Annotated in this window: 18 protein-coding genes; 3 read left to right on the top strand and 15 right to left on the bottom strand. The window is 66.6% G+C overall.

Annotation, left to right across the window (positions count from 1 at the left end; genetic code table 11):
• Position 1 precedes the first annotated feature (1 nt).
• The gene (locus tag QQA12_RS13105) at positions 2-514 is read left to right on the top strand and encodes an NAD(P)H-dependent oxidoreductase (RefSeq protein WP_226049539.1); all 513 of its coding nucleotides are present in this window, start codon (positions 2-4) and stop codon (positions 512-514) included.
• 314 nt (positions 515-828) lie between these two features.
• Here QQA12_RS13105 and QQA12_RS13100 read toward each other — a convergent pair whose 3' ends face one another.
• The 5 genes from QQA12_RS13100 to ahpC form a co-directional block, all read right to left on the bottom strand.
• The gene (locus QQA12_RS13100; protein ID WP_226049538.1) at positions 829-1788 is read right to left on the bottom strand and encodes a transaldolase; all 960 of its coding nucleotides are present in this window, start codon (positions 1786-1788) and stop codon (positions 829-831) included.
• Between the two features lie 34 nt (positions 1789-1822).
• Complete coding sequence (gene rnk, locus QQA12_RS13095) at positions 1823-2248, bottom strand: nucleoside diphosphate kinase regulator (protein ID WP_054667508.1); 426 nt, start codon at positions 2246-2248, stop codon at positions 1823-1825.
• A gap of 334 nt (positions 2249-2582) precedes the next feature.
• Positions 2583-3488, bottom strand: coding sequence for a LysR substrate-binding domain-containing protein (locus QQA12_RS13090; RefSeq protein ID WP_226049537.1), 906 nt, complete (start codon positions 3486-3488; stop codon positions 2583-2585).
• 311 nt (positions 3489-3799) lie between these two features.
• The gene (gene ahpF, locus QQA12_RS13085) at positions 3800-5392 is read right to left on the bottom strand and encodes an alkyl hydroperoxide reductase subunit F (RefSeq protein WP_226049536.1); all 1593 of its coding nucleotides are present in this window, start codon (positions 5390-5392) and stop codon (positions 3800-3802) included.
• Positions 5393-5615: 223 nt separating this feature from the next.
• Entirely contained in the window at positions 5616-6179 is a 564-nt protein-coding gene (gene ahpC, locus QQA12_RS13080; RefSeq protein ID WP_104939538.1) for an alkyl hydroperoxide reductase subunit C, read from the bottom strand.
• Between the two features lie 305 nt (positions 6180-6484).
• On the opposite strand from ahpC, the gene prmC reads away from it, so the two are divergent.
• Entirely contained in the window at positions 6485-7333 is an 849-nt protein-coding gene (prmC, locus tag QQA12_RS13075) for a peptide chain release factor N(5)-glutamine methyltransferase (RefSeq protein ID WP_289211190.1), read from the top strand.
• A 245-nt stretch (positions 7334-7578) separates the two neighbouring features.
• Positions 7579-7800 (top strand): SymE family type I addiction module toxin, encoded by a 222-nt coding sequence (locus QQA12_RS13070; RefSeq protein ID WP_226049535.1) that lies wholly within the window; start codon positions 7579-7581, stop codon positions 7798-7800.
• 122 nt (positions 7801-7922) lie between these two features.
• Here QQA12_RS13070 and QQA12_RS13065 read toward each other — a convergent pair whose 3' ends face one another.
• The 10 genes from QQA12_RS13065 to QQA12_RS13020 all read right to left on the bottom strand — a co-directional run bounded on the left by QQA12_RS13065 (position 7923) and on the right by QQA12_RS13020 (position 18682).
• Entirely contained in the window at positions 7923-8663 is a 741-nt protein-coding gene (locus tag QQA12_RS13065) for a toll/interleukin-1 receptor domain-containing protein (protein ID WP_226049534.1), read from the bottom strand.
• A 612-nt stretch (positions 8664-9275) separates the two neighbouring features.
• Complete coding sequence (locus QQA12_RS13060; RefSeq protein ID WP_226049532.1) at positions 9276-9626, bottom strand: hypothetical protein; 351 nt, start codon at positions 9624-9626, stop codon at positions 9276-9278.
• Between the two features lie 85 nt (positions 9627-9711).
• The gene (locus QQA12_RS13055) at positions 9712-10413 is read right to left on the bottom strand and encodes a hypothetical protein (RefSeq protein ID WP_226049531.1); all 702 of its coding nucleotides are present in this window, start codon (positions 10411-10413) and stop codon (positions 9712-9714) included.
• Positions 10414-10487: 74 nt separating this feature from the next.
• Complete coding sequence (locus tag QQA12_RS13050; RefSeq protein ID WP_226049530.1) at positions 10488-11192, bottom strand: DUF4145 domain-containing protein; 705 nt, start codon at positions 11190-11192, stop codon at positions 10488-10490.
• A 296-nt stretch (positions 11193-11488) separates the two neighbouring features.
• Positions 11489-12838 (bottom strand): NADP-specific glutamate dehydrogenase, encoded by a 1350-nt coding sequence (gene gdhA / locus QQA12_RS13045; RefSeq protein WP_226049529.1) that lies wholly within the window; start codon positions 12836-12838, stop codon positions 11489-11491.
• A 75-nt stretch (positions 12839-12913) separates the two neighbouring features.
• Positions 12914-13975: a 3-isopropylmalate dehydrogenase gene (gene leuB / locus QQA12_RS13040; protein ID WP_226049528.1), complete on the bottom strand. Its 1062-nt coding sequence runs from the start codon at positions 13973-13975 to the stop codon at positions 12914-12916.
• A gap of 72 nt (positions 13976-14047) precedes the next feature.
• Entirely contained in the window at positions 14048-14626 is a 579-nt protein-coding gene (gene leuD, locus QQA12_RS13035; RefSeq protein ID WP_226049527.1) for a 3-isopropylmalate dehydratase small subunit, read from the bottom strand.
• Positions 14626-16044 carry a 3-isopropylmalate dehydratase large subunit gene (gene leuC, locus QQA12_RS13030; protein ID WP_226049526.1) on the bottom strand — a complete coding sequence of 473 codons (1419 nt, stop codon included), beginning with the start codon at positions 16042-16044 and terminating at the stop codon, positions 14626-14628. The genes leuD and leuC overlap by 1 nt, the downstream gene beginning before the upstream one ends.
• Before the next feature lie 38 nt (positions 16045-16082).
• A complete protein-coding gene (locus QQA12_RS13025; RefSeq protein ID WP_226049945.1) occupies positions 16083-17639 on the bottom strand; it encodes a 2-isopropylmalate synthase in 1557 nt (518 codons plus the stop codon).
• The gene (locus QQA12_RS13020; protein WP_233324917.1) at positions 17633-18682 is read right to left on the bottom strand and encodes a threonine dehydratase; all 1050 of its coding nucleotides are present in this window, start codon (positions 18680-18682) and stop codon (positions 17633-17635) included. The genes QQA12_RS13025 and QQA12_RS13020 overlap by 7 nt, the downstream gene beginning before the upstream one ends.
• Between the last annotated feature and the right edge of the window lie 76 nt (positions 18683-18758).

The following is an 18758-nucleotide window of genomic DNA, read 5'->3' as shown; positions in this document are numbered from 1 at the left end:
GGTGGCGGAGGCCGCGCCACGCCGGTTGCTGGTGGTGTGGCACGGCTTCACCGGCGCCACCCGGGCCATGGCCGGCGCGGTCGCCGAGGCGGCGCGCGAGGGGGGCGGCGACGCGCTGGACGTGCGCCTGCTGCGCGCGGCCGACGCCGCGGCCGACGACGTGCTGGGCGCCGATGCGGTGGTGTTCGCCACCCCGGAAACACTGGCCTCGATCAGTGGTGCGATGAAGGATTTCTTCGACCGCAGCTACTACCCGCTGCTGGGCCGCTGCGACGGCAAGCCGTACGCGCTGGTGGTCTGCGCCGGTTCGGACGGGCAGCCGACCATCGCCCAGCTGCGGCGCATCGCCACCGGCCTGCGCCTGCGCGAAGTGGCCGAACCGCTGCTGGTGCGCACCCATGCGCAGACGCCGGAAGCCATTGCCGCGCCCAAGATGCTGCCGCAGGCCGACCTGGCGCGCGGCCGCGAACTCGGCGCGCTGCTCGCGGCGGGGCTGGAACTGGGAATCTTCTGAGCCTGGATGCGGGGCTTGCCCCGCATGCATCTTCGCGGCCGGACATTCTTCGGGCATGGCCCGGGCGTCTGCAGGCACGCACCTGGAGGCGCGGCCGGCCTTGCCGGCAAAGCCCCATCGCCCACGAAGGCGCGCGTCTGCGAGGGGCGGCGGTTCAGCGCGGCGGCGATGCGCCGCCGGCAGGGCGGGAGCCCGGGATCTTCTGCAGCCACCCGGTACCGTAGATGCGGGGCTTGCTCCGCATGTGCATTGACACACCCGGGGCGTGGCCCGGGTGCCCGCAGGAGCGCACCAAGGTGCGCTCCTACGAAGGCTCAGCGGGCCAGTTCGTCGGCAATGCGCTGGCGCAGCGCCTGCAGGTCCTTGGCGAAGGCGTCGATGCCCGTGGTCAGCTTCTCGGTGGCCATCGGGTCGGCGGCCATGTCCGCGTCGAACTTCGCCTGGTCGATCGGCGCGACGTGCACCGCCTCGGCGGCGCCCGGCACCAGCCTGCGCGGCAGCTCGCCCAGGTCGGCGTCGAGCTTTTCCAGCAGGTCCGGCGAGATGGTCAGGCGGTCGCAGCCGGCCAGCGCCTCGATCTGCGCGGTCGAGCGGAACGAGGCGCCCATCACCACCGTCGGCGAACCGCGGCGCTTGAACTCGGCGTACACCCCGCGCACGAACCGCACGCCCGGGTCCTCGTCGATGCTGGCCGGCGCCTGGCCATTAGCCACGTACCAGTCCAGGATGCGGCCGACGAACGGCGAGATCAGGAACGCGCCGGCTTCCGAACAGGCCAGCGCCTGGGTCGGGTTGAAGATCAGCGTCAGGTTGCAGTCGATGCCCTCGGCCTGCAGCACGCGGGTGGCTTCCACCCCGGCCCAGGTGGCGGCGATCTTGATCAGCACCTTGTCGCGCGGCACGCCGGCCGCTGCGTACATGGCGATGAACTGGCGCGCCTTGGCGATGGTCGCGGCGGTGTCGTGGGCCTGGTCGGCATCGACCTCGGTGGAAACGCGGCCCGGCACCAGCGCGGCCAGCATCGTGCCCACGCCGATGGTCAGGCGGTCGACCACCGCCTTGGCGACCTCGGCGCGGTCGCCGGGCTGGGCGCGGCCCCATTCCAGTTCGCGCTCGATCAGCCCGGCGTACACCGGCAGGTCCAGCGCCTTGCGCACCAGCGTCGGGTTGGTGGTGCAGTCGACCGGGCGCAGGCGCTTGATGGCGTCGTAGTCGCCGGTATCGGCGACCACGACGGACAGTTCACGCAGCTGGGCGAGCTTGGATCGGGTCATTGCAGGTTCCTGTTGCGGGGCCGGCGCACGGCGCTCAGCGGTGGAAATCGCCCGCGGCTTCGGGCTGGTAGTGGACGGCGGTCACGCGCAGGCGCAGCTGGCGGCCACCGGGGGCGGTCCAGTCGATGGTCTGGCCCACGGACAGGCCCAGCAGGGCGCTGCCCACCGGCGCGAGCACCGAGACACGGCCCTTGTCGAAATCCGCCTCGTGCGGATAGACCAGGGTCAGGGAATGTTGTTCGTCGTGCAGTTCGTCCACGCAGTCCACGCGCGAATGCATGGTGACGATGCCTGCGGGGATTTCCTCCGGCGGCAGCACCTGCGCGCGTTCGAGCTCCTGGGACAGGGCGACGGCGGCCGGGTGCCGGCTCAGGGCCGGGGAATCGAGCATGGCCTCGAGGCGGGCCATGTCACGGCTGGAGACGACGATCGATGGCGGCAGGCCGCTGTTGGTCGGCATGGAAAAAACTCCTGCAATTGTTGAGAGACATGCAAAAGGCGGCGCCAATCCGGCACCGCCCGGGGCCTATTGTGCGGGGATTGTGAAACGGAAGCGACCCACCCCGATCATGGGGGCGGGGCGGCGGCGTTGCAATGTGTCCGCGGCGCCGGTTCAGGCGCGCGCAGGTGGCACGCGGGCACGCGGACGGGTGCGTTGCGGGCACGGCTCCACACCGGGCGCAGCGCCGGATCCATGGCCCGGCGCGCCCCCGCGCGCCCTGGCGTGCCGGTAGCTGCCGGGCGCGCCCGGCACACGCTTGCCGGGTCGCCGCGCCGCGCAGCCAGGCCGGCGCCTACAAGGCCAGCAGGTCCGGCGGCAGGCGCTGGAAAATGCCCGCCAGCTGCTGCAGGAACTCGCTCATCGCCGAGCTGCGGCGCCAGACCATGGCAATGCGTCGGCTGGGCGCGTCGTCGCCGGCAAAGCCGAGCAGGCGGATGTTCTGCGAGCGCGCCACCGGCGGCTTCACCGCCAGCATCGGCAGCAGGGTGACGCCGACATCGGCCGCGACCATCTGCCGCAGCGTTTCCAGGCTGGTGGCCTGGAATTCGGATTTTTCCAGCGCCCCGGCCAGGTGGCAGACATCCAGCGCCTGGTCGCGCAGGCAGTGGCCGTCCTGCAGCAGCAGCAGGCGCTGGTCGGCCAGGTCGGCCATGCGCAGCGTGGCGTGCGTGGCCAGCGGGTGGCCTTCGGGCGCGGCCAGCACGAACGGCTCCTCGAACAGGAACTCGGCATGCAGCTGGTCGTCGTGCAGCGGCAGCGCCAGCAGCGCCGCATCGAGCTGGCCGTTGCGCAGCTGGGTCAACAGCACGTCGCTCTTTTCCTCCACCAGCAGCAGTTCCAGCTGCGGGAAGCGCGCGCGGATCGCCGGCACCACGTGCGGCAGCAGGTACGGCCCCAGCGTGGGGAAAATGCCCAGGCGCACGGTGCCGGCCTCCGGGTCGCGGCTGCGGCGCGCGGCCTCCTTCATCTGCTCGACCTCGGCCACGATGCCGCGCGCGCGCGCGGCGGCCTCGCGCCCGGCCGGGGTCAGCATGACCTTGCGCGGCGCGCGCTCCACCAGCGGCACGCCCAGCTCTTCCTCCAGCTTCTTGATCTGGGTGGACAGCGTGGGCTGGCTGACGAAGCACGCCGCCGCCGCGCGGCCGAAGTGCTTGTGCTCGGCCAGCGCCACCAGGTACTTGAGGTCACGCAGGTTCATTCCGGCCTCCAAACGTCGTTTCCTGCTCCGTCGGCAGCCAGCCTGGCAGGGCGGCCAGGCCGCACGGCAACGCCGCCCGGAGGGTGCGGCACGGGGATGCGCCGCATGCAGGTGCCCCGCAGGGGCGGATGAGGGCAGGGGCACAGCGTCGTGCATGCAGACAGCACAGGGCGCTGCGCCTTGCCTTCACCCCGGCCTCCGCTTCGTGCCCCGGCCCCGGCCCCTGCGCTGGCGCAGGGGCGTTCGGCGGGCCGCGAAGCCGGGGTTCGCAAACCGCCCCTCTCACCGCAAAGCGAGAGGGGCGGTGAACATCAGGCGGTCTCCGCCACCGCCGGCGCCGGCTGCGGTGCCGACGTGCGGATCAGGTGGTCGAACGCACTCAGCGCCGCGGTGGAGCCGGCACCCATGGCAATGATGATCTGCTTGTACGGCACCGTGGTGCAGTCGCCGGCGGCGAACACGCCCGGCACGCTGGTCTGGCCACGCTCGTCGATGACGATCTCGCCGCGCGGGCTCAGCTCCACGGTGCCACGCAGCCACTCGGTGTTCGGCAGCAGGCCGATCTGCACGAAGATGCCTTCCAGCTCCACCCGGTGCGAATCGCCGCCGACGCGGTCGGTGTACACCAGGCCGGTGACCTTCTGGCCGTCGCCCAGCACCTCGGTGGTCTGCGCGTTGAGCACCACGGTCACGTTCGGCAGGCTGTGCAGCTTGGCCTGCAGCACCTGGTCGGCGCGCAGCTTGCTGTCGAACTCGAACACGGTGACGTGGCTGACGATGCCGGCCAGGTCGATGGCCGCCTCGACCCCGGAGTTGCCGCCGCCGATCACCGCCACGCGCTTGCCCTTGAACAGTGGGCCGTCGCAGTGCGGGCAGTAGGCCACGCCCTTGTTGCGGTACGCGTCCTCGCCGGGCACGTTCATCTGCCGCCAGCGCGCACCGGTGGACAGGATCACGCTCTTGGACTTCAGCGACGCGCCGTTTTCCAGCTCCACTTCCACCAGGCCATCGGCACCGGCCGGCACCAGCCGGGTGGCGCGCTGCAGGTTCATGATGTCCACCTCGTACTCGCGCACGTGCTGCTCCAGCGCCGCGGCCAGCTTCGGGCCTTCGGTGTACTGCACCGAAATGAAGTTCTCGATGGCCATGGTGTCCAGCACCTGGCCGCCGAAGCGCTCGGCCGCCACGCCGGTGCGGATGCCCTTGCGCGCGGCGTAGATCGCCGCGGCCGCGCCGGCCGGGCCACCGCCCACCACCAGCACGTCGAACGGGTCCTTGGCGGCGATCTTCGCGGCTTCGCGCCTGGCCGCGCCGGTGTCCAGCCGCGCCAGGATCTGCTCCAGGGTCATGCGCCCGGAGTCGAACATCTCACCGCCCTGGAACACCATCGGCACCGCCATCACCTGGCGCTGCTCCACTTCCTGCTGGAACGCGCCGCCCTCGATCACCGTGGTGCTGATCTTCGGGTTGACGATGGCCATCAGCGCCAGCGCCTGCACCACGTCCGGGCAGTTGTGGCAGGTCAGCGACATGTACACCTCGAAGGCGAACTCGCCGTCCACCGCCTTGATGCCGTCGATCACCTCCGGCGCCACCTTCGGCGGATGGCCGCCGGTCCACAGCAGGGTCAGCACCAGCGATTCGAATTCGTGGCCCAGCGGCAGGCCGGCAAAGCGCACGCCGTGGCTTTCGCCCTCGCGGGCAATCACGAACGACGGCCGGCGCGCATCGCTGCCCGTGGTGTCCAGGCTGATCTTGCCGTTGCCGGCGGCCACGATGTCCGCCAGCAGGCTGCGCATGTCGTTGCTGGCGGCGCTGTCGTCGAGCGAGGCGATCAGCCGCAGCGGCTGGCGCAGCAGGCCCATGTACTGCTGCAACTGGGTCTTGAGGGTGTCGTCGAGCACGGCGCAACTCCTTGTTCGAGGCAAAACGGGGGGAGGACGCGGTTGCCAGGGCAACCCGCCGGGAAAGTAGGGGTGAACCGAAACCGCGCCTGGCGGGCAGAACCACGGGCTGGCGCGGCGCGGTTTCGGTTCACCCCCACACCCGCCGCAGGGCGGGGTGGGAGTGCAGGGAGCGGAACCTGGCTGCTACTGCCTGCTGGTTCCCTCCACCGGTTGCCGGCGCTTAGATCTTGCCGACCAGGTCCAGCGACGGGGTCAGGGTCTTTTCGCCTTCCTTCCACTTGGCCGGGCACACTTCGTTCGGGTGCGCGGCGGTGAACTGGGCGGCCTTCAGCTTGCGCAGGGTCTCGGACACGTCACGCGCGATCTCGTTGGAATGCACTTCCATGGTCTTGATCACGCCTTCCGGGTTGATCACGAAGGTGCCGCGCAGGGCCAGGCCTTCTTCCGGAATGTGCACGCCGAAGGCGTTGGTCAGCTGGTGGGTCGGGTCGCCGATCAGCGGGAACTTGGCCTTGCCCACGGCCGGCGAGGTCTCGTGCCACACCTTGTGCGAGAAGTGGGTGTCGGTGGTGACGATGTAGACCTCGGTGCCCGCCTTCTGGAACTCGGCGTAATGCTCGGCCGCGTCTTCGATCTCGGTCGGGCAATTGAAGGTGAAGGCCGCCGGCATGAAGATCAGCACCGACCACTTGCCCTTCAGGCTTTCCTCGGTGACTTCGATGAACTTGCCGTTGTGGAAGGCGTTGACCTTGAACGGCTGGACCTGGGTGTTGATAAGGGACATGGAACTTCCTCTTGGTTGAAGGGACGGGTGGTGAACCGTGGAGCACAGGCTAATAGGCAGCGCCTAATAAAACAAATGAATTGAATGCATCGCATCAATAGGTATTGGCTATTGATTCGGCCCCGGCAGCGGGCCCTCACCCCGATATCGGGCGCGTTTTACGGCTTTCCAAGCCAGCATCTGGCCCAAACCTGAACGGGCGGCATAGGCAGGCTCGATCCCGGACCCGCGCCGCCGCGGTAGGCAGCGGCAGGCCGGGTGACTATCCTCCCGGTCCCGGAAACGTCCCGCGAAGAGGTAGTGAAGTGTCCACCCCCCAGGTTGCCGCGCTGTTGCGGGAAGGCGCCGCCCGGCTGCCCGGCGAGGACGCCCGGCACGAGGCCGAACAACTGCTGCTGCACGTGCTGGGCGTGGACCGCGCCTGGCTGTTCGCCCACGCCACCGACCCGGTGGACGACGACGCCCGCCAGCGCTTCGAACTGCTGCTGCAGCGCCGCGCCGAAGGCCACCCGCTGGCCTACCTCACCGGCCGCCGCGGCTTCTGGACCCTGGACCTGCAGGTCAACGTCGCCACCCTGATCCCGCGCCCGGAAACCGAGCTGCTGGTGGAACAGGCGCTGGCGCGCCTGCCGCCCGACCACATGGCCCGCGTTGCCGACCTGGGCACCGGCAGCGGCGCCATCGCCCTGTCCATCGCCAGCGAACGCCCGCTGGCCACGGTGATGGCCACCGACCTGCTCGGCCCCACCCTGGCCGTGGCGGTGAAGAATGCCCAGGCCCACGGCCTGGACAACGTGTGGTTCCGCCGCGGTCACTGGTACGCCGCGCTGGGCGCGGACCGCTTCGACATGATCGTCAGCAACCCGCCCTACATCGCCGCCGGCGACCCGCACCTGCAGCAGGGCGACCTGCGCTTCGAACCGCCCCCGGCGCTGGCCTCCGGCGCCGACGGCCTGGACGCCATCCGCGAAATCATCGCCGGCGCCCCCGACCACCTCGTCCCCGGCGGCTGGCTGCTGCTCGAACACGGCTGGGACCAGGGCCCGGCCATCCGCGCGCTGCTGGAGCAGGGCGGCTTCGGCGAAGTGGAAACCGTGCAGGACCTGGAGCAGCGGGATCGGGTAACTCTGGGGCGGCTGCGGGTGATTGGCTGACGTTGACCCTGCCGAAAGGCGGTGTTTACATCCTACCTAGGTGCTGAACACACCTTCGTAGGCGGAAGCCACTCCCGACAGCACAGTGGCATTTTTGTGCCCCGCGTTTTCTATGGCCGGGTGGCGCGCAGTCATGCAAGACCCGAAAGGGAAAAGCTGCGGGCGGCCCTACGACCGTGTTCAAGCACCCGGCCGCCTCTCTGAACAGGAGGCGAAATAGACAGAACGAATCGTAGGAGATCGTCATGACCAAGCAGGTCGGAACCCCGCTCAAATCGCGCACCCTGAAAGTCGGCTGCCAGTACTACGAAAGCCGCGCCAAGGAAAAGGACCGCCGCTTCAAGCCCCGGCAGGTGCCCTACCTGCGACTGTGCGGCGACTGGCTGGAGGCCGCCGGCCTCAAAGTCGGCCAGAACGCGCGGGTGATAGTGACCCCGCGCGGCATCGTGATTGCTGCTGAGGAATAGCCTTGCTTGATGGTCATGGGCGGGCTAAACCCGTCCATGACTATTTCGATGTAAATCTGGCAGCTAACGCCTGAATTAATTCGCGCCGCGAAGTGGCGTCGGCTTGAATGAACTGCTATGTGCTAGATGTGAACTAAGCGATGCTCTACCGCGTATTGTTTGCCACGCTCAGACAGATACAAGTCACCGTCTCGGTCGGCAGTGACGAGCCTTCTTTCAATGGCCTGTGTAACAAGAATATCCAAGTAGACTCGCGATATACCTAGTGCACCAATAAGATCCTTATAGATCGTGTAATCAGCGCCAGCTTCAAAGTCAGCTACTATTTGCGCCATCAACGTCTTCATCGGGTCGCCCGTCTTGTCGGGCCGTACCTCCGAGACTGGCTGAAATGGGTTGTTGCCAATTGGCGGCTTTTCATAGAGTGGTGCGCTGTGGATGGCGCGAACGAGTTCGTCGAAGGCAAATTCGTCTTGGTCATGACGCGAGAAATCGATGTAAAGCTTGCTTTTAAGAAAAGTCGGTACATCTGCAGTTCCGGCCTGCCTAATGACTGGGATAACTTTACTGGATTCGATATTTCGAAGTAGGTCAGACGTGATGATCATCTTCTCGTAGCCAACGCCGCCTTTTCCTGAATTTGCTTTCTCTACATATTTCGTCGTGCAGACCATCAGCACTCGATCTGCGGACCTCAGATTCCTCTCCATGAAGGCTGGCAGGTCGTCTCCCGGACGGAGGTCCCATTGATCCAGGCTGGCATCAATGCCGTTGTTGCGGAGGCGTGTGGCGAGATCGAGTACCCACTTCTTGTGCTCCATGCTGTCGTGGGAGTAGGAAACGAAGACTTTCGGAATGCTCATCGATTTGTCCATAGCGCATAACGTCTGAATTAAGCCGCGCCGCGAAGCGGCGTCGGCTTGAATGAATTGTTAGCCCGCACTAGTGATTGTCGAAGTCATTGTAGGGTGCCTCTAATGACACGGCGACATACATCTCTAGCAGGGCTTGCCGAAGCGGATTGCTCTCCTCTACGACGCGGATGTGCATGGCGCGCAGGCGGGCCTTGGCCGCGGTAAATGCTTTAGCAAACTCCGGATCTTGGATGAGGTGGGCGCGTGATCCCTCCTTCTTGTACGTGGCTTTGAGAGCGTTGCGAGCCTCACGTGCAAGGCGAAAAGCAAACGGAGCGCTGTTATGCGTGGAGCCTGGCCGGCAGTGTTGCTGAAGCCGTTTGCGAATGCTATTGGTGCGGCCTACGTAAAGATGTCTGTCAGCCTCGCTAAAGAGGTAGATGCCAGCTCTGGGCAAATCCTTGGGTAGCAAACCAAAGGTGAAGTGCGCGCTACGAAGAAGTGACTCAAACGAGGGGTGAAGGAATTCTACGTGCTGCCGAAAGCGCTCATGCATGGGGGCTAATGCCTGAATTAAGCCGCGCCGCGAAGTGGCGTCGGTTTGAATGAATTGTTATATGGCTAGTTAAAGAGTTGATCCAACAGCCACTTGAACTCCTCTATGGCGAGCATCCTTAAGAAAAGTGCCGCATAAATTAGTCCCCAGACGGCTAGTGCACATGATATGGCACAAACTAGAATTGATGCGCTTATGCCAAATTTTACCGAAACAATGCGGCGCAAGGCGTCTATGCCATAAAGGCATATTCCGGCAATACAGAGAAACAGAGTCGCCGACATTGCATAAGAAATCACTAGCGATGCTTGGATCGCGCTGACGTTTCTTGCTGTTGCCAGTAGAGTAATGCCAGTAATTGAAGCGATGGAGCCGGCAATGTTAATTGCATTAACAATTCTGGAACGCACAATCATATGTCCTGCCGTATAATGAGTTAATTAATTCGCACCGCGAAATGGTGTTGGCTTGAATAAATTGTTAGGGTGCAGGGCCTCATTACTACACCCTTGTAAGATTAATCTTCTTGTTGCCACCCTTCCGCTGGCGAAAAATCTCGATTCTGTAATGCTGAGGGATCGGCAATTCGGGACGGCGGGGAGGTTTTGGCTTGGGCGGGCGTGTGGGCTTTTCGACTTCTTCGCACGGCTCCCAGAACTCGTCCGACATGGGAAGCTGCTCAGGATGCCGTGGAGCCTTATCCAAGCTTGACGCGAGATCCTTCAGCAGTTCTGGTGAGTTGGCCACCTCTTGCCCCCAGCGGTCCTGGACCTCAGCTACTGCCTGATCAGATGTGAGTTGGCCGGCCTGAACACGATCAAAGAGGCTCTTAAGGTAGTAAATCTCTCCGCCACTTTGCTTCGAATTGCCCCGCGCGCTTCCGCAGCCAAAGTTCTGCTTTGCTTGATCAAAGAGCGCGTTTGTAACATATGACGCATGCTCCCGAATCGCTTGAACGCCGGACACGAACCCGCCGTAGTTGCCGATCGCGATATAGAGCGCTCCCGCAGTAGCCGCTATCTTGCCCAGGCCCTTGATAGAGCCTTCCTCAACTACAAGAGTAACCGCGTAATCAGGTAGGTTGAGATAGGTTTCAACATAGCCGTCCCACTGATCAAACAGCTGCGTGGAGTAGTGCGCAAAGTCGTCCTTATCGAAGACAGGAGACTTGATGTAAAAGGATGTTGTTACGACATCAAGCATCAGATCCCCCTGACCTGCCCTGCACCCTAGCGCCTGAATTAAGCCGCGCCGCGAAGCGGTGTCGGCTTGAACGATTAGTTAGGCCCCTTCTCGCGACGGGCCAAGCGCCGCTCGTTGGCAATGCGAAGCCGCGCCGGCTCCGTAAAGAGCCGCTCCAGCAAGACGAACGTGAAATCCAGTAGGTCCTCAGCGTCCTGTTTTGCTAGCGTTCCATCGTGCGCCCCGTCGTTTCCATCGTCTTTGATGCACGAAGACAGCTCACGGAGGGCCTCGGGCAGCAGGGCGGCGTCTATTAGCCAAGGCAGCCGCAGCCCTAAATTTCGCCTGATTTTGGCGTTTAGGCCGCCGGCATCGTCAGGCGGTAGTAGCGCACGAGTTGCCTTGTCGACGCAAAGGCGGAACATCGTTCCCGCGGCGTTATAGCAGTTGACCGCCAAGCAAGTTGCGCCCTCGACGAAAGCGGCATGTATCTCTGGGGGCAGGTGCTCGGGAGGAGGCGTCGCATCTCGATCCTTGGCTGTTACGTAACCCTGAATCCTGATGATCTTGTTGATTGAGCCGGGAAGGTTGCTTAGCCCCTTCTGCGAAATATATTCAGCTTCTCTAACGCCTTCGTCAGCAACGACGAAAACAGTAGAGCGCCCGCAGTGCCGGCAAACACAGAAGGCCTCCCGCCAGTTCTGCCAGCCGTATTCGTTGCGTATAAGCGTGGCCTCAAGAACGTCAAATGTCGTCTTGGCCGATCCGCATCGTGGACAGTCCGTTACTAGTTCAGCCACATTCTCTCCCAGAGGGGCCTAACGCCTATTCGACCGCCTAATCGCGGCGTTGCTCAAGTGTCTCGCTTTCTGGCGCCAATGTGAAGATGCGATGATGCCGGGAATATCAGTGGCTTGGGAGGAATGGGGGGGCGAGGTTCCGAGGCCGACAGTAAACACCGCGCGTTTGCGATCATATCGATTACACCCCGAATTGCTCTGCATAGCGCAAGCGCTCATGCCCTTGAAGGGGTGTGTTGCTTGAACCAGGTACAGCGGCGTCCCTCCTCCCGATCAAAAGAAGGGACGCGCAAACCTCAATACAACCCCTGCGCCAACATCGCATCGGCCACCTTCACGAACCCCGCGATATTCGCGCCATCGACATAGTTGACGCTGCCATCGGCACGCTTGCCATGCTGCACGCAGTTGGCATGGATTTCTTTCATGATCACGTGCAGGCGTTCGTCCACGTCGGCGTGGCGCCAGGACAGGCGCAGTGCGTTCTGGCTCATTTCCAGGCCGGAGGTGGCGACGCCGCCGGCGTTGCTGGCCTTGCCGGGGGCGTAGAGGGTGCCGGCCTGCAGGAACACGTCCACCGCTTCCAGGGTGGAGGGCATGTTGGCGCCTTCGGCCACGCACAGGGCGCCGTTGTGCACGAGGGTGCGGGCGTCGGTCTCGTCCAGTTCGTTCTGGGTGGCGCAGGGCAGGGCGATGTCGGCGGGGATGTGCCATGGGCGGCGGCCTTCGAGGAATTCGAAGCGTTTGTCGCCGGCCAGTTCGGACAGGCGGCCGCGGCGGTCGTTCTTCAGCGTCATCACGTCCTGCATGGCCTGTTCGTCGAAGCCGTCGCGGGCGTAGAGGGTGCCGCCGGAGTCGGAAAAGGTGAGGACCTTGCCGCCGAGTTCGGCGGCCTTGAGCGCGGCGAACTGGGCGACGTTGCCGGAGCCGGAGATCAGCACCCTGGCGCCGTGGGTTTCGCGGCGGGCGTGGTGCAGCATCTGCTCGACGAAGTAGACGGTGCCGTAGCCGGTGGCTTCCGGGCGCATCAGGCTGCCGCCGTAGGCCAGGCCCTTGCCGGTGAACACGCAGGCGGCGTCGTTGCTGAGTTTCTTCATCATGCCGGCCATGAAGCCGACCTCGCGCGCGCCCACGCCGATGTCGCCGGCCGGCACGTCGGTGTCCGCGCCGAGGTGGCGGTACAGCTCCAGCATCAGCGCCTGGCAGAAGCGCATCACCTCGCCTTCGCTCTTGCCCTTGGGGTCGAAGTCCGCGCCGCCCTTGCCGCCGCCCATGGGCAGGGTGGTCAGCGCGTTCTTGAAGGTCTGCTCGAAGGCCAGGAACTTCAGGATCGACAGGTTCACCGAGGGGTGGAAGCGCATGCCGCCCTTGAACGGGCCGATGGCCGCGCTGTGCTGCACGCGGAAGGCGCGGTTGACGTGGGTGCGGCCGCTGTCGTCGGCCCAGGCCACGCGGAACTGGATGACCCGTTCCGGTTCCACCAGGCGTTCGAGCAGGCCATGCCGCACGTACTGCGGGTGCTGCTGCAGGAACGGCCAGAGGCTGAGGGTGACTTCCTTGACCGCCTGCAGGAACTCGGGCTGGTCAGGGTCGCGGCGGGCGACGTACGCAAGGAACGCGTCGGGACTGCGGTGGTTCAAGGGCATTCCTCCTGAAGGTGGGGAAAGGACAACAACAGGACAGCCATAACGAAAAACGCGGCCCGGGGGCCGCGTCGTGGGTCATTGCAGGCGGGCGAGCACCGCCTGCGCCGCCTGGGATGTGGAAAGCGCTCGTCCCCGCGCGGCCAGGTCGGCGGTGAACAGGCCGTCGTCCAGCGCGGCGGCCACCGCCTGCTCGACGGCGGCGGCTTCGGCCTCCAGACCCAGCGAGTGGCGCAGCAGCATGGCCGCGCTGAGGATGGTGGCGTAGGGGTTGGCGATGCCCTTGCCGGCGATGTCCGGCGCCGAGCCGTGGATGGGTTCAAAGATACCCACCTTGCCCTGTTCGCCCAGCGAGGCGGACGGCAGCAGGCCCAGCGAGCCGGCCAGCATCGAGGCCTCGTCGGTGAGGATGTCGCCGAACATGTTCTCGGTGACGATCACGTCGTAGGCGCGCGGCTTGGCGATCAGGTGCATGGCCATGGAATCGACCAGCTGGTGTTCCAGTTCCACGTCCGGGAATTCCTCGCGGCCGATGCGCGCGGCGACGTCGCGCCACAGCCGCGAGGTTTCCAGCACGTTGGCCTTGTCCACCGAGGTCAGCTTGCCGCGGCGCTGCCGGGCCAGGCGGAAGGCGCTGCGCAGCACGCGCTCGATCTCGGCCACGGTGTAGCGGCACAGGTCGCTGGCGCTGTCGGCGTCGCGGGTCTTGTCGCCGAAGTAGATGCCGCCGGTCAGCTCGCGCACCACCACGAAGTCCACGTCCGCGAGCAGCTCGGGCTTGATCGGCGAGGCGTGCAGCGCGGCCGGGTGGGTGCGCACCGGGCGCAGGTTGGCGAACAGGCCCAGCGCCTTGCGGATCGCCAGCAGGCCCTGTTCCGGGCGCACCCTGGCGTTGGGGTCGGACCACTTGGGCCCGCCGACGGCGCCGAGCAGCACCGCGTCGGCTTTGCTGCACGCGTCCAGGGTGGCGGCCGGCAGCGGCTCGCCGTGGTTGTCGATGGCGATGCCGCCGATGTCGTGTTCGCTGAAAGTGAAGTCATGGCCGAAGCGCGTGGCGATGGCCTTGAGCACGTCCACCGCGGCGACGGTAATCTCGGGGCCGATGCCGTCACCCGGCAGTACGACGATGTTGGCTTGCATGGGGGTTCCGGTTGTCCTGTTGCTGTCGTTCGGCCCGGCACCCGTGGCGGCGGGTGCGGGCGGTAGGGGGCGTCACGCCGCGCGCGCGGCCTCGTAGCGTTCGATCTCGTCCACGCGGCCGAGCAGCCAGCCCAGCTGGTCCACGCCTTCCAGCAGGCAGGTCTGCGAGAAGCCGTCCAGCGGGAAGGTGTACACCTTGCCGGCGGGGGTGCGCAGTTCGCGCGCGGCCACGTCGATGGTCAGCTCGTCGTCCGGGCGCTGCATCAGTTCCTGCACGTCGGCTTCGTCCAGCACGATCGGCAGCAGGCCGTTCTTCAGCGCATTGCCGCGGAAGATGTCGGCGATCTCGCTGCTCACGATTGCGCGCAGGCCCAGGTCGGTCAGCGCCCACGGCGCGTGCTCGCGCGAGGAGCCGCAGCCGAAGTTGCGCCCGGCCAGCAGGATCGAGCGACCGGCGTTCTGCGGCTGGTTGAAGGCGAACTCCGGGTTCGGCGCGCCATCGGCCTGCCAGCGCCAGTCGTTGAAGGCGTTCTTGCCCAGGCCGGCACGCTCGGTGGTGGACAGGAACCGCGCCGGGATGATCTGGTCGGTGTCGATGTTGGTCTGGCGCAGCACCACGCTGCGCGAGGTCAGGGTACGGAAACCGGCCATCACGCCACCTCCTGGTCGAACAGTTCGCGCACGTCGGCGACCTTGCCGTTCACCGCGGCCCAGGCCGCGCTCAGCGGCGAGGCCAGCAGGGTGCGCGAGCCGGGGCCCTGGCGGCCCTCGAAATTGCGGTTGCTGGTGCTCACCGCCAGTTGCCCCGGCGCGACCAGGTCGCCGTTCATGGCGATGCACATCGAGCAGCCGGGTTCGCGCCATTCGGCGCCGGCGGCGCGCACGATGTCGTGGATGCCCTCGGCCTCGGCGTCGCGCTTGACGATTTCCGAGCCGGGCACCACCAGCATGCGCACGCCGGCGGCGACGCGGCGGCCGCGCAGCACCTGCGCCACCTCGCGCATGTCGCTCAGGCGGCCGTTGGTGCAGGAGCCAACGAACACCACGTCCACCGGCGTGCCGGCCAGTGCGTGGCCGGCCTCGAACTTCATGTAGTCCAGGCCCTTCTGCGCGGCGGCGTCGTTGGCGGCCGGGATCGGCGCGTCCACCGCGATGGCGGTGCCCGGGTGCGTGCCCCAGGTCAGGGTGGGGCGGATGTCGGCGGCGTCGATGCGCACTTCCACGTCGAAGCGTGCGCCGTCGTCGCTGCGCAGCGTCTTCCAGTAGGCGACCGCTTTGTCGAAGTCGGCGCCCTTGGGGCCACGCGGGGTGCGGGCGACCCAGTCGAAGGTGGTCTGGTCCGGTGCGACCATGCCAGCGCGGGCGCCGGCCTCGATGGACATGTTGCACAGGGTCATGCGCTGTTCCATGTCCATCGCGGCGATGGTGGAACCGCGGAATTCCAGCACGTGGCCGGTGCCGCCGTTGACCCCGATCACGCCGATGATGTGCAGCACCACGTCCTTGGCGCCGACGCCCGGTGCCAGTTCGCCGTCGACGGTGATCGACATGGTCCTGGCCTTGCGCTGCAGCAGGCACTGCGTGGCCAGCACGTGGCCCACTTCGCTGGTGCCGATGCCGAAGGCCAGCGCGCCGAACGCGCCGTGGGTGGAGGTGTGGCTGTCGCCACAGACAATCGTCATGCCCGGCTGGGTGAAGCCCTGCTCGGGGGCGATGACGTGGACGATGCCGCGGCTGCTGGAGGCCATGTCGAACAGTTCGATGCCGTACTCGGCGCAGTTCTTCGCGAGCATCTGCACCTGCGCCTCGGAGGCCTTGCTCGCATACGGCAGCCTGCCGTCGGCAGCGGCCGGCAGGGTCGGGGTGGAGTGGTCCATGGTCGCCTTGGTGCGGTCCGGGCGGCGCGGTTTCAGTCCGCGCTCGCGCAGCTCGGTGAACGCCTGCGGCGAGGTGACCTCGTGGATCAGGTGCAGGTCGATGTACAGCACGGCCGGGGCGCTGTCGCTTTCGGGGACGACGACATGCGCGTCCCACAGTTTGTCGTACAGGGTCTTGGGTGCGGAGCTCATTGCGTGTTGGTTCCGTTGCCTGTGAGGGGCCGTCGCGCTCAGGCGCTGACGGCTTCCTGGGTCTTGCTGCCTTCGCGCTGGCGCAGCAGGCGGTTGGTGACGTCCAGCCAGGCCAGCGCGCTGGCCTCGATGATGTCACGGCTGGTGCCGGTGCCCTCGTAGATGTTGCCTTCGTGGCGCACGCCCAGGTTGGCCTCGCCGCGCGCGTCGGCGCCGATGCCGACGCTGTGCACGTGGTAGCTGTCCAGGGTGAGCTGCACGCCGGTGGCGGCCGACAGCGCCGAGAACAGCGCATCCACCGGGCCGTCGCCCTGCGCGGTCTCGGCCACGCGGTTGCCTTCCGGATCGGACAGTTCGACCAGTGCGTTGGCGCGGCTGCCGACGTCGCTGATGGTCATCGACGCCAGGCGGTAGCCGTCGCCGCCGGAGTTGCCCTGCATCAGGGTCTGCAGGTCGGCGTCGGTAACCACGCGCTGCTGCTCGCACAGCGCCTTGAACTGGTCGAACACCAGCTTCAGCTCTTCCTCTTCCAGCCAGTAGCCCAGCGCACGCAGGCGCGCCTCGACCGCGGCGCGGCCGCTGTGGCGGCCCAGCACCATCTGCGAGGACTCCCAGCCCACGTCTTCCGGGCGCATGATCTCGTAGGTGTTGCGGTTGCGCAGCATGCCGTGCTGGTGGATGCCCGACTCGTGCGCGAACGCGTTGGCGCCGACGATGGCCTTGTTGCGCTGGACCGGCATGCCCACCAGCCGCTGCAGCAGCTGCGAGGTCGGCACGATGCGGCGGGTGTCGAAGCCGGTATCGAAGTTGTAGAACGCGTTGCGCACCTTCAGCACCATGGCGATCTCTTCCAGCGCGCAGTTGCCGGCGCGCTCGCCGATGCCGTTGACCGAGCCTTCCACCTGGCGCGCGCCGCCTTCGATGGCGGCCAGCGAGTTGGCCACGGCCAGACCCAGGTCGTTGTGGCAGTGGGCGCTGAAAATGACCGTGTCGGCGCCGGCGGCGTTGCCGATGACGTGCTTGAACATCGCGCGGATCTCGTCCGGCGTGGTGAAGCCCACGGTGTCGGGCAGGTTGATGGTGCGCGCGCCGGCGGCGATGGCCACCTGCGCCACTTCGGTCAGGAAATCCAGCTCGGTGCGGGTGGCGTCCTCGGCCGAGAACTCGACGTCGTCGATGTAGCCGCGCGCCATGCTCACGTGCTTGTGCACCGATTCCAGCACCTGCTCCCGGCTCATGCGCAGCTTGTGCTCGCGGTGCAGCGGGCTGGTGGACAGGAACACGTGCAGGCGCGGCCGTGCCGCGGCTTCCAGTGCCCTGGCCGAGGTCTCGATGTCGCCGGGCAGGCAGCGCGACAGCACCGCCAGCACCGGGTCGCGTATCTCGCGGCCGATCAGCGCCATGGCCTCGCGGTCGGATTGGGAACTTGCCGGGAAGCCGGTTTCGATCACGTCCATGCCCAGCTCGGCCAGGGCGCGCGCCATCACCAGCTTCTGCGGTGGGGTCATGCTGCAGCCCGGTGACTGTTCGCCATCGCGCAGGGTCGTGTCGAAGATGGTAATTCGCGGGGTGTTGATGGTTGGAGTAGTCACCAGAGGGTCTCCTCGACAGCGGGTGCGATGATGTTGGGATGTTCGTTTCGGGAGGGCCGCGGCGCGTTGGGGGCGACGCGGCTTCTAAGTCGTTCGGCGTTGCGCCGCCGGGGTTTGCGCGGCGGGCTGGGGCGCACTTCGGACAGCAGCGTGGACAGCACGGTGGCGTCGATGTTGCCGCCGGACACCACCGCGCACTTGCGCTTGCCGGCGACGCGGCGGCCGGCGGCCAGCGCCAGCGCGCCGGCGCCTTCGGCGATGACGTGTTCTTCCAGCGCCAGCCGCACCAGGGTTTCGCGCAGTTCGGCTTCGCGCACGATGACCACGTCGTCGAGCAGGCTGGCGCACAGGCGGCGGGTGATGAAGCCGGGGATCTTGACCTTGACGCCGTCGGCCAGGGTGGCGACCGGGGCGATCTCGCGCACGTCGCCCTTGATCGCGCGCGCCATCGAGTCCACGCCCTCGACCTGGGCGCCGATGATGCGCACGCCCTGCGACTTCAGTGCCAGCGCCACGCCCGAGGCCAGGCCGCCGCCGCCGATGGGCACGATCACCACGTCCGGCGCGTGCGGTGCGATCTCGATGCCCAGCGTGCCCTGGCCGGCGATCACGTCCGGGTCGTCGAACGCGGACAGGAAGCGGTAGCCGTTCTGTTCGGCCAGCTCGCGGGCGAAGGCATAGGCCTCGTCGTAGCTGTTGCCGTGCTGGCGCACGGTGGCGCCCCAGTGCTGCACGCCGGCGATCTTGGTGGCCGGCGCGCCGTGCGGCATCACCGTGATGGCCTGCACGCCCAGCCGGAACGAGGCCCAGGCCACGCCCTGGGCGTGGTTGCCGGCCGAGGCGCAGATCACCGGCCGCTCGTCGCCGCGTTCCAGTGCGGCCAGCATCGCGTTCAGCGCGCCGCGCACCTTGTAGGAGCCGGTGCGCTGCAGGTTCTCCAGCTTCAACCAGGTGCCGAAGCGCTCGGCGTAGTGCAGCGGGGTGGGCGGCAGGAAGCGCCGCAGCCGCGCCTGCGCGGCCAGCACGTCGGCGACGCTGACATTGATCGCGCCAGTGTCCGCGGCGGCGACGACGGGGCGGCCAAGGTCAGGCATGTACGTGGCCAAGGCCCGGGGCGTGCGG

The sequence above is a fragment of the Stenotrophomonas sp. 17(2023) genome, assembly GCF_030345315.1.
In the GTDB taxonomy this organism is placed as follows: Bacteria; Pseudomonadota; Gammaproteobacteria; order Xanthomonadales; family Xanthomonadaceae; genus Stenotrophomonas; species Stenotrophomonas acidaminiphila.
Note: the sequence above shows the minus strand (reverse complement) of the source record. Positions and strands in the feature narration are given on the sequence as shown.